Origin of the sequence: Microbispora sp. H10670, from assembly GCF_014161385.1 — a bacterium.
In the GTDB taxonomy this organism is placed as follows: Bacteria; Actinomycetota; Actinomycetes; order Streptosporangiales; family Streptosporangiaceae; genus Microbispora; species Microbispora triticiradicis.
This window is the reverse complement of the sequence record NZ_JABBWW010000024.1, coordinates 1-14,101: the sequence shown is the minus strand read 5'-3', so window position 1 is coordinate 14,101 and position 14,101 is coordinate 1. Positions and strand designations below refer to the sequence as shown.

At 71.4% G+C, this 14,101-nt stretch carries 8 protein-coding genes; 4 read left to right on the top strand and 4 right to left on the bottom strand.

The window, feature by feature from the left end; genetic code table 11:
* Positions 1–90: 90 nt before the first annotated feature.
* Positions 91–2,943, bottom strand: coding sequence for a M14 family zinc carboxypeptidase (locus HHX33_RS27280; protein ID WP_220502260.1), 2,853 nt, complete (start codon positions 2,941–2,943; stop codon positions 91–93).
* Between the two features lie 388 nt (positions 2,944–3,331).
* Between HHX33_RS27280 and HHX33_RS27275 the strand changes: the two genes are divergently transcribed.
* Together HHX33_RS27275 and HHX33_RS35195 are read left to right on the top strand one after the other, a co-directional pair.
* Positions 3,332–5,248 (top strand): serine/threonine-protein kinase, encoded by a 1,917-nt coding sequence (locus HHX33_RS27275; RefSeq protein ID WP_182877101.1) that lies wholly within the window; start codon positions 3,332–3,334, stop codon positions 5,246–5,248.
* A gap of 92 nt (positions 5,249–5,340) precedes the next feature.
* On the top strand, positions 5,341–7,005 hold the full coding sequence (locus tag HHX33_RS35195) for a serine/threonine-protein kinase (protein WP_220502259.1): 1,665 nt from the start codon (positions 5,341–5,343) through the stop codon (positions 7,003–7,005).
* Positions 7,006–7,019: 14 nt separating this feature from the next.
* On the opposite strand, the gene HHX33_RS27265 is transcribed toward HHX33_RS35195, so the two are convergent.
* The 3 genes from HHX33_RS27265 to HHX33_RS27255 are packed head-to-tail and all read right to left on the bottom strand — an operon-like array spanning position 7,020 to position 9,008.
* Positions 7,020–7,949, bottom strand: a complete 930-nt coding sequence (locus HHX33_RS27265; RefSeq protein ID WP_117410369.1) for an RluA family pseudouridine synthase — start codon at positions 7,947–7,949, stop codon at positions 7,020–7,022.
* Positions 7,942–8,640 carry a signal peptidase II gene (gene lspA, locus HHX33_RS27260; RefSeq protein WP_310741553.1) on the bottom strand — a complete coding sequence of 233 codons (699 nt, stop codon included), beginning with the start codon at positions 8,638–8,640 and terminating at the stop codon, positions 7,942–7,944. The genes HHX33_RS27265 and lspA overlap by 8 nt, the downstream gene beginning before the upstream one ends.
* Positions 8,613–9,008, bottom strand: a complete 396-nt coding sequence (locus tag HHX33_RS27255; protein ID WP_117410371.1) for a TraR/DksA family transcriptional regulator — start codon at positions 9,006–9,008, stop codon at positions 8,613–8,615. Before HHX33_RS27255 ends, lspA begins: the two co-directional genes overlap by 28 nt.
* 652 nt (positions 9,009–9,660) lie before the next feature.
* Here HHX33_RS27255 and ileS point away from each other — a divergent pair.
* Positions 9,661–12,834: an isoleucine--tRNA ligase gene (gene ileS / locus HHX33_RS27250; protein ID WP_182877099.1), complete on the top strand. Its 3,174-nt coding sequence runs from the start codon at positions 9,661–9,663 to the stop codon at positions 12,832–12,834.
* 412 nt (positions 12,835–13,246) lie between these two features.
* Positions 13,247–13,975: an AfsR/SARP family transcriptional regulator gene (locus tag HHX33_RS27245; RefSeq protein ID WP_182877098.1), complete on the top strand. Its 729-nt coding sequence runs from the start codon at positions 13,247–13,249 to the stop codon at positions 13,973–13,975.
* Positions 13,976–14,101: the final 126 nt, after the last annotated feature.

The window sequence follows — 14,101 nt, the reverse complement described above, 5'->3', positions numbered from 1 at the left end:
TTCGATGGTTCCGGCAGCGCCGGGCGGCCGGAGACCGGCCGCCCGGCGGAAGGACGCGTGTGACGCCGCAGGGGGATTGTGCGGGATGGATCAGGCGACGACGGAGCGGAGCGGGATGCCCGCCGCGCCGAGGTCCCGGACCAGGTCGCGGACGAAGGGGTGTTCGTCGGCCGCCAGCCCGTCCGGGTTCGGGATCGTGACGTACGCCGAGTCTCCCGCCGTCGCCGTGCTCGCCGCGCCGGTGTACCGGGCCACCACGGCCTGGGTCCGGGCGAGGTCGGCGGCGGCCACCTCGATCACGATCGGACGCCACTCGCCGCCCAGGTTGGGCGGTTCCTCCACCTTCGCCGCGGCGGCGCGCAGCGACTCCGCCGGCGACTGGGCCTGCCCCGGCGTCGGCGCCGCGAGCGCGCGCTGCTGTGCGGCGGGCGCCCCGGCCGGGTAGAGCAGCGCGTTCGCGAGGAGGTGGATGCCGTTCTCGTTGTACGCCCGGAACAGCGGGTTGTAGGCGAACAACACCGCGTGCCCCGCGCCGTTCGGCTCGTCCACGAGGGAGGCCGTGCCCTTCAGCGCCTCGGCCCCCACCGTGTAGCCGTTGGACCAGAACGTGTCGCCGGACGGGTAGGTGAGCACGTTCACGCCGGTCTGGCTCGGGTTCAGGATCGGGTCGCCGTTGTTGAACTGGAAGTCCTCGGCGGGACGGCCGAGCGCGACGGGGCTGCCCGCGCTCACGTCGACCCGGAAGTGCGAGCCGATGACCTGGTAGCCGGTCGGCTTGGCCTTCTCGGTGGTGGAGGTGAGGCCCGCCGCCCGGGCGACCCGGGTGCCCTCGTTGCGCAGCCCGACGTACGTGCCGCCCGCGGCCACCCACTGCCGGAGGTTGGCCAGGCCCTGCGCGGTCAGCCCGCCGTTGGAGCTGCTGCCGTCCGGGACGAGCAGGACGGTCCGCTCGGTGAAGGCCGGGGTGTTGCCGTTGACGTCGGCGGTGGTGACCGGCGTGAGATCGAGACCCCAGCGGGCCCCGAGCACGTACCGCGCCTCGCCGTACGAACCGGAGGTCGTCGAGACCCCGGTGCCGGCGAACAGGCCGACGTCGGGCGTGCGCAGCGCGGGGCCGGAGACCGGCCCGGGCCGGCCCTCCACGGTGACGCCGAGCGATTCGGCCAGCTCGTCCAGCTCGTCGCGGCCGATCGCGGTGAGAGGCAGGCCGACGAGCCCGCTGCTGGTGTCGCGCGTCAGCGGGATTCCCTTGGCGAGCAGCCGGAAGGTCAGCTCCGACGCGGCGGCCGAGTCCATCGGGTAGGTGTAGGATCCGCCGCGCTGCGCCCCGAAGGCCACGCCGCCGTCGATGTCCCTGACGGGGTCGGCCTTCGGCGACACCACGTCACCGGTGGTGATGGTGTCCACCCCCGCGAGCAGCGGGTTGCTCCACGAGGAGACGTCGTAGAAGTACGGGAACGGGACGTACGGGTCTTCGCCCATCACCGCCTGGATCCAGTGCTTCTGCGGCTGGTCCATCGGGATCCAGTAGGCGCCCTCGGGCACGGTCACGTCGCGCGCCGTGCGCCCGCCGAACATGTGGGCGGTCGGCACCTGAACGGGCTTCTTCACCCGGTAGACCTCGACGTCCATGCGGCGGAGCCGCTGGACGAGCCTGCGTACGTCGCCGATCTGCCGGCCGGGCAGCAGGAAGTACGACCGGATGGTGATGTCGGGCACCGGGAACCGGACCGTGTTGGCGGGCTGGACGACCTCGTTCGGCTCCAGGGCGCCGGCGGCGCCCTCGGCGAGCGCGGTCCGCCAGATGGAGAAGTAGCCGTCCAGGACCTCGCGCCGGTTGTCGGCGGCCCAACCGGTCGTCGCCCACTGGGTGTTGAACTGCTGCTGCACCCGGTCCTCGACGGCCGACGTGCTGCCCTTCTCGAACGTCATGCCGGCGGCGCCGAAGCCCGCGGCCGGGACGCTGTCGCCGTACCCCATGTAGAACAGGTCGTACGTCGCGTAGTTGAAGTAGCACTCGGTGGTGACCGCGCCGCCGCACGCGCCGTTGTAGCCGAAGCCCGCGGCGTTCGCCGCGCCGATGCGGTTGATCCAGTCCACCGGCTGGTCGGCGATCTCGTGGTGGATCGGGTCGGCGTTGGGCGGGAAGAAGTACTGCCGCCCGCCCATCTCGTGCGCGTCGACGAAGACCTGCGGCGGGTACGCCCGCAGCATGTCGATCTTGGCGTCGGTCTCCGGCTGGGTGCGGGCGAACCAGTCCCGGTTGAGGTCGAACCCGTAGTCGTTCTGCCTGCGGTTCGCGTCGCGGCCGTCCGGGTTCTGGGTCGGCACGATGACCGTGAGCAGGTTGTCGTTGCGCTTGGCCACGTCGCAGGACAGGCCGGCGGCCAGTTCGTACAGGGTCTTGAGCGCCGCGTCGGCGCCGCTCTTCTCACCGCCGTGCACGTTGCCCGCGATCCAGACGATGGCGGGCGCCTCCTCGGCGATCCGGGTGGCCTTGTCCGCCCGCAGCGTCCTCGGGTCGCGTAGCGAACGGATCTGGTCGGTGATCTTCTTCAGCTGTCCCGGGACCACGTGGCGGGCGTCGGACACGATGGCGTAGGGCAGGCCCTGGCCGGACACGCTGCGCGCCATCGTGCCGGTGACCACCCGGTCCGAGGCGCGGCCGACGGCCTCCACGTACCTGGTGATCTCTTCGGTCGTGAGCACCCGGGGCTGTCCCTTGCCCAGCGGGAAGCCGAAGAACTGCTCGGGGGTGGGCACCTGGTCCAGGTGCGCACCGGAATCGCCGCACGGCGCGGGGGGCTTCTTCCCGGCGGCCACGGCCGGATCGGCCTGCGCGGGTGGGACCGGCGCCAGCGCGAGCGCGGCCGACACCAGGACCGCGGCGCCGAGCGCCATACCGTAGGGGGATCTTCCGCACGTGGTCGTGCGCAACCGCATTTCGCCTCCAGGCGGGGGACGGGTCGTCTCGGGGGAGGCCCGTCCGGGAAACGACAAAGTCACTGCGGACAGTATTAGAGGGGAATAAACCGGACAAGACTTGCGAGATGTGTCGAAAACGTCACGAGACAATGAGAGAAAGTGTGAGATAAGGCGTTCTCGCAGGTCAGCACAATCAAAGCGAACCGAATCCGCCTTTTATAACGCGCCATAACGACTGGGCATCGGGTTCGCGCGCCGGGGGGGGGCGGGCGGCGGTGGCGAGCCGTGCGCGCGTCCCCGCCCCTGTCCGGTCTTCCGAAGTGCCCGCCGTCGCCGGGATTTTCGGCACGGCGGACGGCCGGGCGCCCGCCTGTGGGACCATTCAGGGGGTTTCGAGGAGGGGCGGGTGGACGAAGAGCGTCGGGTGGCGGGCAGATATCGCCTGCTCGAACCGATCGGCCGCGGGGGCATGGGCGTCGTCTGGCGTGCCCATGACGACCTGCTCGACCGTACGGTGGCCGTGAAAGAGGTGCTCTACCATCCCACCTCGGAAGAGGACCGGGACACGTTCAACCGCCGGACGATCCGCGAGGCGCGGGCGGCGGGCCGCATCGACCATCCCAACGTCGTCGTCGTGCACGACGTCATCGAGGAGGACGGCCGGCCCTGGATCGTGATGCAACTCGTCCAGTCGCGCTCCCTCGGCCAGGCGCTGCGCGACCAGGGCCCGCTCCCGCCCGGCCGGGTGGCCGCCATCGGCCTGCAGGTGCTCGACGCGCTGTGCACCGCGCACGCCGCCGGAGTGCTGCACCGGGACGTGAAGCCGGAGAACGTTCTGCTCAGCGGGGAGACCCGGGTCGTGCTCACCGACTTCGGCATCGCGACCATGCCGGAGGAGACCGCGCTGACCATGACCGGCGGCATCACCGGCACTCCCGCCTTCCTGCCGCCCGAGCGGCTCAACGGCTATCCCGCGACCCCCGAGTCCGACCTGTGGTCCCTCGGCGCGACGCTGTACGCCGCGGTGGAGGGCAGGACGCCGTTCGACCGCAACTCGGCGGTGGCCACGATGGCGGCCGTGCTGCACGACGATCCCGCGCCGCCCCTGCGGGCGGGGGCCCTCACGCCCGTGCTCGAAGGCCTGCTGCGCAAGGACCCGGCCCACCGCATCTCCCCGGCCGAGACCGCCGCCCTGCTCAACGCCGCCATCGCGGCCGGCCCGGGACCGGCGGCCGCCGCGCCCCCGCCCGGCTCCTGGCAGCCGAACCCGTCCGGGCCGCAGCAGCCGCCGAGCGGTTCCTGGCAGCCGGCACCCTCCGGATCGCCGCCGCCCGGTGGCGGCCACTGGCAGACGAGCCCGCCCCCGCCGGGACAGCCGTCCGGTGCGCACTGGCAGCAGACGCCGCCGGGGGCCCAGCCGTACGGCGGCTCCTGGCAGAGCGTGCCGCAGGGTCCGGGGCAGCCTCCGGGGCAGCCCGGCCCCGGCGCGTACGGCGCGGCCGCAACACACCCCCCGCACTCCCTCCCCCCTGCTCCGGGGCAGTCCGGCGCGCGGCGCGGCCCGGCGGGCAAGGTGGCCCTGCTGGTCCTGCTCCCGGTGCTGATCGTCGGCGTCGTGGCGGGCGGGTGGTACGGCTATCAGACGCTTGTCGCGGGGCAGGTCGGCCGGGACTCCGCGTCGGCCTCCGAGAACGGCACCGGCAACGGCACCGGCACCACTGGGGACTCCACAGGGGACTCCACGGGCGACTCCACGTCGGACGGCACCGGCGAGCCGAGTCCCTACACCGGGCCGACCTCCGGACCTCCGTCGCCCGAGCAGTCCGAGGAGCCGTCAGAGGAGCCGTCCAAAGAGCCGTCTCCGCGGCCGGCCGCCACGCTGCCCGCCGGCTGGCGGACCCACCGCGACCCGCTGGGCTTCACGATCGGCCTGCCCTCCGGCTGGACCCCATACGGCAGAGAGGCCACGCGGGTGCGCTTCCACGCCCCGAACGGCCGGGACTACCTGCAGGTGGACCTGACCCCCTGGGAGACCGACGACCCGGTCAGCGCCGTGCGCACGGTCGAGGAGGCCTCGACCGAGAAGGGATACCTGCGCGGCTACGAACGCATCGGCATCACACCGGGCACCTACCTGGGCGTGCCCTCCGCCGACTGGGAGTTCACCCACACGGTCAGCAGCGGGAAGGTGCGGGTGCTCGACCGCGCCTTCCGGCTCGCCGACGGCCGGTGCGTCGCCCTCTACTGGCAGGTGAGCGACGCCCGCTGGACTTCCGGGTTGTCATACTTCAAGGCCTTCGCCCGCACCTTCCAGCCCGGATGACGATGTAGCCGACGCGTACCGGCCAGAAGCCTTTTGTCCCAGAAAGGTAACGATGTCGCATGCGTTCCCCCAACCGGGGTAGCGCGACAACCATGGCTGATGCGCAGACCTCCGAACGTGTCGTGGCAGGACGCTATCGCCTGATCGAGCCGCTGGGGCGGGGCGGCATGGGCACCGTGTGGCGAGCGGTCGACCAGGTGCTCGAACGCGAGGTCGCCGTCAAGGAACTGCACCAGTCCGCCGAGATGACCGGGACGGAACGGGACGTCTTCACGATCCGGACCTTCCGGGAGGCCAGGACGGCCGGACGGCTCAGTCATCCGAACGTGGCGGCGGTGTACGACGCCTTCGAGGAGGGCGGCTACCCCTGGATCGTGCTGGAGCTGGTGCCGTCCCGGACGCTGGGATCGGTCATCCGCGACGAGGGACCGCTCCCGCCGCGCCGGGTGGCGGAGATCGGCGCGCAGGTGCTGGCCGGGCTGCGGGTCGCGCACGCGAACGGGGTGCTGCACCGGGACGTCAAGCCCGACAACGTCCTGCTCGCCGAGGACGGCCGGGTCGTGCTGACCGACTTCGGCATCGCGGCGATGGAGGACGACTCCCCCGTCACCCGCACCGGCATGCTCGTGGGAACCCCGGCGTTCATCGCCCCCGAACGGGCGGCGGGACGGCAGGCACAGCGGGCGTCCGACCTGTGGTCCCTCGGGGTGACGTTGTTCCTGGCGGTGGAGGGACACTCGCCGTTCAACCGGGGTCACGCGCTCGCGACGCTGGCCGCGGTGATGTACGAGGAGGCCGGCCCCATGCACCGGGCCGGGGCGCTGGCCCCGGTCATCGCGGGGCTCCTGGTCAAGGACCCCGATGTCAGGATGACGGCCGAGCTGGCGATGCAGCACCTGCACGCGGTGGCCACCGGGCGGGTGACCGACCCGGTGGTGCCGCGTCCCCGGCAGCCGCCGCGTCTCGCCCGGTTCGTGCCGCTGTTCCATCAGGGCGAAGCGACCGCTCCGGCTCTCGTTCCCCTGTCCGGGCCCACGCCCCTGCCCGCGTCCGTACCGGCATCCGTGCCCGCGCCGGCCGCCGGTCGCACTCCCACCCCCGCGCCGGTCACCGCGCCGGCTCCGGCGAACCCGCGCCGCAGGCCCTGGGCGGTGGCGGTCGGAACGGGTGCGCTCGTCGCCCTGGTCGGCGTCGCCGCGGGCGCGGCGGCGTTCGCGACCGCCCGGACCGCGGCCGACCCCCGGGGGACCGCCGTCGTCAGCGTGCCCACCGTGACCGTCTTCGCGACCAAGACCGCCAAGGCCGTGCCCGACAAGGCCAGGGTCCTGGAGGCCGCCGACGGCGCCGGAAGCGGCGCCTCCGGCCGTACGGCGGCCAGGCCGGTCGCGAACTCCAGGGCCGGATCCTACGACGGCGACGGGCGGCGGGCGCAGGAGAGCCGCGGCAGGAGTACGGAGAGGTCCACGCCCAAGGCGAAGAACCAGGCGGAGCCCGGCGGTAAGGCCAAGGCCCCAAAAGGCAAGCCCGCCGCGGCGGGTCCCGGCACGCGGAAGCCCGCCAAGGGCCAGAACTCCGGCGCGGCCCAGTCGCCCACCGGCAAGGGAAACTCGGGAAGTCCTGGAAACAAGGGCAAGGGAAACCAGGGCACGGGCAACCAGGGAAACGGAAAGGGCACCGGTGACCCGGCCGGGGCGGGCGACGCCACCGGAGACTTCCCGGACGGCTACACCCAGCCGGAGATCGACTGGAACGCCTGAACTACGCGGGCCGCTCAGCCCTCGTCGCCGAGGATCTCCAGCGCGCGGCCCAGGTCGTCGGGGTAGTCGCTGGTGAACGTCATCCACTCCCCCGTCGCCGGGTGCTCGAACGACAGCGAGACCGCGTGCAGCCACTGCCGCCGCACGCCCAGGCGGGCGGCCAGGGTGGGATCGGCGCCGTAGAGCAGGTCGCCGACGCACGGATGCCTGAGCGCGGCCATGTGGACCCGGATCTGGTGGGTCCGGCCGGTCTCCAGCTTGATGTCGAGCAGCGACGCCGCCCGGAACGCCTCGATCGTGTCGTAGTGCGTGACCGAGTCCTTGCCGCCGGCCACCACCGCGAAGCGTCCGTCACCTGAGGGGTGCCGGTCGATGGGGGCGTCCACCGTGCCCCGCAGCGGGTCCATGTGCCCCTGGACGAGCGCGTGGTAGCGCTTGTCGACCGTGCGTTCCTTGAAGGCCCGCTTGAGGTGCGTGTAGGCCCGCTCGCTCTTGGCGACGACCATGACGCCGGTGGTGTTGGCGTCCAGCCGGTGGACGATGCCCTGCCGCTCGGCCGCGCCGCTGGTGGAGACGCGATGGCCACCGCCGAGCAGTCCGCCGATCACGGTCGGGCCGGTCCAGCCGACCGTGGGGTGCGCCGCCACCCCGATCGGCTTGCTCACCACGACGACGTCGTCGTCCTCGTACAGGATCGTCATGCCGGGCACCGGCTCGGCCACGGGCATCGGGGCGGCGGGTGGCGGCGGGATCGTGACGTCCAGCCAGGCGCCGGCGTGGACGCGGTCGGACTTCGCCGGGACCGCGCCGTCGACCAGCACCTCCCCGGCGGCGATCAACTCGGCCGCGCGGGTGCGGGAGAAGCCGAACAACCGGGCCAGGGCCGCGTCGAGACGCTCGCCCTCCAGCCCGTCGGGAACCGGCAGACTGCGGCGGTCACCCATCGGCCCGCTCCCTCGACCGGTCCCCCGCCTGCTCCCGGGTCTGCCCAGGGACCTCGCCCCGGGCGTGCTCCGGCATCTCGCCCCGGCTCTCGTTCCCGGCCGGATCCGCCGCCTGCTCCGCGCCGGAACCGGAGGTCTCCTCCTCCGTCTGGCGGGTGCCGTCGATCTGGTAGCCGCGCCAGGCCAGGAACACCGCGAGCACGCCGCCGCAGACGATCGCGGAGTCCGCGACGTTGAACACCGGGAACCGGGTGACGGGGAACGCCTGGATGAAGTCGACCACGTGCCCCTGGAACGGCGCCGGCGACCGGAAGATCCGGTCGGTCAGGTTGCCGACGGCCCCGCCGAGCAGCAGCCCGAGCGTGATCGCCCAGGGCAGGCTGCGCAGCTGCCGGGCCGTACGGACGATCGCGACGACGACGGTCAGCGCGATCACCGTGAACACGATCGTCATGCCGGTGCCGATGCTGAAGGCGGCGCCGGCGTTGCGGATCACGGTCAGGACGAGCGCGCCGGGAACGACGGTCAGGGGCTCCTCGTGCTCCAGGAACTTCACCACGAGGAACTTGCTGACCTGGTCGAGCGCGTAGATCACCGTGGCCACGACGACGAGGAGGGCGATCCTCCGCGCCCGGTTGCCGGGCCTCGCCGGGCCGGCGCCGCTCAGCGGCGTTCCTCCCGCTGCTTGCACGCTACGCACAGCGTCGCCCTCGGGAACGCCCGCAGGCGCTCCTTGCCGATCGGCTTGTGGCACGATTCGCACTCTCCGTATGTCCCTGCGTCGACGCGGGCGATCGCCCGCTCGTTCTGCGCGAGCAGGTCGCGCGCATTCAGGGTAAGGGCGATCTCGCGCTCACGCTCATAGGTCTTGGCGCCGGCGTCGGCCGGATCGTCCCCCGCGCCCTGGCTCACGTCCCCCGAGGCGAGCTGCTCCTCCGCCCTGGCGATGTCGGCGCGCAGTTCCCCGATCTCGTGCCGCAGCCGCTCGCGGACACCGGCGAGCTCCTCGTCGGACCAGACGTCGTCACTGATGGCGGTTCTCGCCGTGCGGGTCGTCATTGCGGGCCTCCCCTTCGCACAGGAGCACTTCGGCCAGGTCCGGGAAGCATAGGTCGCCGATAACGAATCGGCAACGGGCTAACCGAGGCTTTTACCCCATCCGTACCAGGATGGCGCGTTCGGCCAGCACCTCCCCGTCGCCTCATTTTTGATTCACTTTGCCGCGGCTGGTCCGGCGGCCCGGCTCCCGCCGCCGGGCATCCCGTGAGGACTCCGCCGGAGACCAGGGCGCGCACCCCTCACAACACTCGGGGTGTCCACGTATGTTCCTCCCACGTATTCCCGCCCCGGGCCGCATCTCACCCGGGTGTCGCCCGCCGTCGCCGGGTCGCCGTCCGCATACCGGGAAGCCCCCGCGGCCGGTCCGCGTTATCCTCGTAGTCTGCAAGGCGTTGATGGGGACGAGTACCTCCGCATCCGCCCGCTCAGCGACCCGGGGACGGTGTGAGCCCGGGGCGGGCCGTGGTGGGAAGATCACCCCGGAGCCGCCGGAAGAAAGGCCATCGGCCGAGTAGAACCGGCAGCGGCAGTGAAACGAGAGGGCGTCCGGCAGCGGGCGTCAAGAAGGGTGGTACCGCGGAGCCGTCCCCGGCTTCGTCCCTTCACGCGTGAACCAGCTCTGTCAGCCACCGCGTGGAGGTCACACCCGACGATGTCTTCCCACTACTTCCGCTCACTTCCCGCGCAGGTCGACCTGCCGGCCCTCGAACGAGAGGTCCTCGAACGCTGGCGGGACGGGAAGATCTTCGAGCGATCCCTGGAACAGAACGCCGACGGCCCGTCCTGGGTGTTCTTCGAGGGCCCGCCCACCCTGAACGGCATGCCGGGCGTCCACCACGTCGAGGCCCGCGTCTTCAAGGACGTCTTCCCCCGCTACAAGTCGATGCGCGGCTACCACGTCCCCCGTAAGGCCGGCTGGGACTGCCATGGACTGCCCGTCGAGGTCTCGGTCGAAAAGGAGCTCGGCCTGTCGGGCAAGCCCCAGATCGAGTCGTACGGCATCGCCGAGTTCAACCGGCGCTGCCGCGAGTCGGTGCTGCAGCACGTGGCCGCGTTCGAAGAGATGACCGAGCGAATGGGCTACTGGGTCGACATGTCCCAGGCCTACTTCACCATGGACCCCGAGTACGTCCAGGCGGTTTGGTGGTCGCTGAAGACGATCTGGGACAAGGGTCTGCTGTTCCGCGACCACCGGATCACGCCCTACTGCCCCCGGTGCGGCACCGGCCTGTCCGACCATGAGCTCGGCCAGCCCGGCGGCTACGAGACCGTCTCCAGCCCGTCGGTGTACGTCCGGATGCCCGTCGTCTCCGGCCCCCTGGCCGACCTGGGCGCCACTCTGCTGATCTGGACCACCACCCCCTGGACCCTGGTGTCCAACACCGCCGTCGCCGTGCACCCCGACGTGACGTACGTCGCGGCCCGGCGCGGTGACGAGGTGCTCGTGGTGGCCGAGCCGCTGCTGCGGCGGGTCCTCGGCGAGGACGCCGAGGTGCTGGCCAGCTATCAGGGCTCGGAACTGGAGCACACCGCCTACCGGCGCCCCTTCGACCTGGTGGACATCGAGAACGCCCACTACGTCGTGCTCGGCACGTACGTCACGGTCGAGGACGGCACCGGCCTGGTCCACCAGGCACCCGCCTTCGGCGCCGACGACATGGCAGTCTGCAAGCGGTACGGCCTGCCGGTCGTCAACCCGATCGGCCCCGATGGGCGCTTCGCGCCGGATGTGCCGTTCGTGGGCGGGCTGTTCTTCAAGGACGCCGACGAGCCGCTGACGGAGAACCTGCGCGAGCGCGGCCTGCTGTTCCGCGGTGAGCACTTCGAGCACAGCTACCCGCACTGCTGGCGCTGCCACACCCCGCTGCTCTACTACGCGCTCCCCTCCTGGTACATCAGGACCACCGCGATCAAGGACCAGCTCCTCGCCGAGAACGAGCGTACGAACTGGTTCCCCGAGACGATCAAGCACGGCCGGTACGGCGAGTGGCTCCGCGGCAACGTCGACTGGGCGCTGTCGCGGTCCCGCTACTGGGGCACGCCGCTGCCACTGTGGGTCTGCTCGCAGGACGAGGACCACGTCACGTGCGTCGGCTCGCTGAAGGAGCTGGGTGAGCTGGCGGGCCGCGACCTCACCGCCCTCGACCCGCACCGCCCGTTCGTCGACGACGTGTCCTTCCCCTGCCCGACGTGTCAGGCGGAGGCGCGCCGGGTGCCGGACGTGATCGACGTCTGGTACGACTCGGGCGCCATGCCGTTCGCCCAGTGGGGCGCGCCGCTGGTCAACGAGGACGTCTTCGAGAAGTCCTACCCGGGTCAGTTCATCTGCGAGGCGATCGACCAGACCCGCGGCTGGTTCTACTCGATGATGGCCGTCGGCACGCTGGTCTTCGGCCGCTCGTCGTACGAGAACGTGCTGTGCCTCGGGCTGATCCTCGCCGAGGACGGCCGCAAGATGAGCAAGCACCTCGGCAACGTGCTGCGGCCGATGCCGCTGATGGACCAGCACGGCGCCGACTCCCTGCGCTGGTACATGGCCACCTCCGGCTCCCCCTGGGCGCCCCGGCGGATCGGCCACGCCGCGCTGGAGGAGATCGTCCGCAAGGTCCTGCTGACCTACTGGAACACCGCGTCGTTCTTCACCCTCTACGCCAACGCCGAGTCGTGGTCGCCCGCCCGGGTGGCCGACGCGCCGGCGTACGCCGACCGGCCGCTGATCGACCAGTGGGCGCTGGCGGAGCTGCACCGTACGGTGACCGAGGTCACCGCCTCGCTGGAGGAGTTCGACACGGCCCGCGCCGGTCGGCGGCTCACCGAGTTCCTGGACGACCTGTCCAACTGGTACGTCCGCCGCTCGCGCCGCCGCTTCTGGACGGGCGAGGCCGCGGCCTTCGCGACGCTGTACGAGTGCCTGGAGACGGTCACCCGGCTCATGGCCCCGCTCGTGCCCTTCCTCACGGACTACCTGTGGGACGCGCTGCGCGGCCCGGACGCCCCGGCCTCGGTGCACCTGGCGTCCTGGCCGGAGGCGAACACGGCGCTGCTCGACCCCGAGCTGTCGGAGCGGATGGCGCTGGTGCGCCGGCTCGTGGAGCTGGGCCGGTCGGCCCGCGCCTCCTCCTCGGTCAAGACCCGCCAGCCGCTCGGGCGGGCACTGGTCGGGGCCCCGGGCTGGGCCGCGCTCCCCGGCGAGCTGCGCGAGCTGATCGCCGACGAGCTGAACGTCCAGCGGCTGGAGGACCTGTCCGGCTTCTCCGCCGACCTGGTGACGTTCACGGTCAAGCCGAACTTCCGTAGCCTCGGCAAGCGGTTCGGCTCGCAGACCAAGCTCGTGGCCTCCGCCGTGTCGGCCGCGGACCCGGCGGAGCTGGCCCGTGCGCTGCGCTCGGGCGGATCGGCCGTGGTCGAGGCCGGAGAGCTGGGCACGGTGGAGCTCGGCCCGGACGACGTGATCGTCACCGAGCAGCCCCGGACGGGCTGGGCCGTGGAGACCGGAGCGATCGACACCGGCACCGGCGAGACCGTGGCGCTCGACCTGACGATCACCGACGAGCTGCGCCGCGCGGGCCTGGTGCGCGACGTGATCCGGCTCGTCCAGGAGGCCCGCAAGTCCACCGGCCTGTCCATCACCGACCGCATCGACCTGTGGTGGTCGGCGAACGGCGAACTCGCCGGGGCGCTGCGCGAGAGCGGGGCGGCCGTCGCCGAGGAGGTGCTGGCTGCGAGCATGACCGAGATCACCGCGGACGGGGACGGTCCGGACGAGGACCTGCCCGCCCACGAGGACGCCGACCTCGGCCTGTCCTTCCGGCTCCGCAAGGCCTGACAACCCGGCTCCCGCCCCGGGGCCTCCGGTCGCCCCGGGGCGGGAGCAGGGCCTGGTGCGCTCAAGCGCCGCGCCGAAACACCCCGGACGCCTTCTCATCGATGCAACCATCTGGACAGGGCTTGGATTAGTCTAGATCAAATTTAGACAGACCTCATGGGGCCAGCCCTCCCTTTCCTCCCGCTAAACTGCTGGGACATTTCCGGACAAATTCGACCAGCCACTCCTCTTGTCCGCTCCCGCCGTATCCGCTGAGACTTGTGACGCCTATTGGTCGGCCACTGCCAGGCAAATTCCAGATACGTGACTCGGCGCGTAAGGGGGAAATGTGGAATTCCGGCTTCTCGGCCCTCTGGAGGTGGTGTCGTGCGACGGGAGTCGCGCATCAATCGGGGGGGCCAAGCTACAGCTGGTGATCGCGGCGCTACTCATGCAACCCAACCGTCCGGTGACCGTGGAGTCGCTGACCCGCGCGATCTGGCAGAAGACACCGCGCTCCATCCGGTCGAACTTGCGGACGTACGTGTCACAGCTTCGCAGGAACTTCGCCGCCGCCCGCATCCCCCCGGCCCGGCTGATCACGGAGACGTGCGGCTACCGGCTCGCCGTCCTTCCCCAGGAACTGGACCTCTGGCGATTCGAGCAGCTCGTCGAGGATGGCGAGCGGGCCCTCACGGAAGGTGATCCGGTACGGTCGCTCAACAGTTTCGAGCGCGCGCTGGAGCTGTGGCGCGGCCAGCCGTTGGCCGGACTTCAGATCGGACCACTGCTCGAGATCGAGACGCTACGGTTGCAGGAGCGGAAGATGGTCCTGTGGCAACGGTGGGCCGACGCCGCTCTCGCGGCCGGCCGGCATGAGGCAGTGGCGGTCGAGCTGGCATGCCTCGTCCGGTCCGAACCGCTCCGGGAGCAGCTTTGGGCCCAATTCATGCTGGCGCTCTTCCGTAGCGGCCGGCAGGCGGAGGCTCTGCACGCCTACCGGGAACTGTTCGACCTCCTCGACAAGGAGCTCGGAGTCGAGCCGTGCCAGCGAGTCCAGTCACTGCACCTGATGATGCTGACGGGGGACCGCGTTCTGGCAGTAGCCGAATTCGACTGGGCACACCTGGACGGGCGGTCCCCCGCCGGATCGTCGGCCTAAGAGCACCTAACAGAATGATCTCCGTTGTGGTTTGATCTCTCGCTGTAGTCGGGCGAGAGGAGTCACGGGTGGCGCGGCTGAAGCCGTGGGAGGTCAGCGATGAGTTATGGGCGGTCGTCGAGCCGT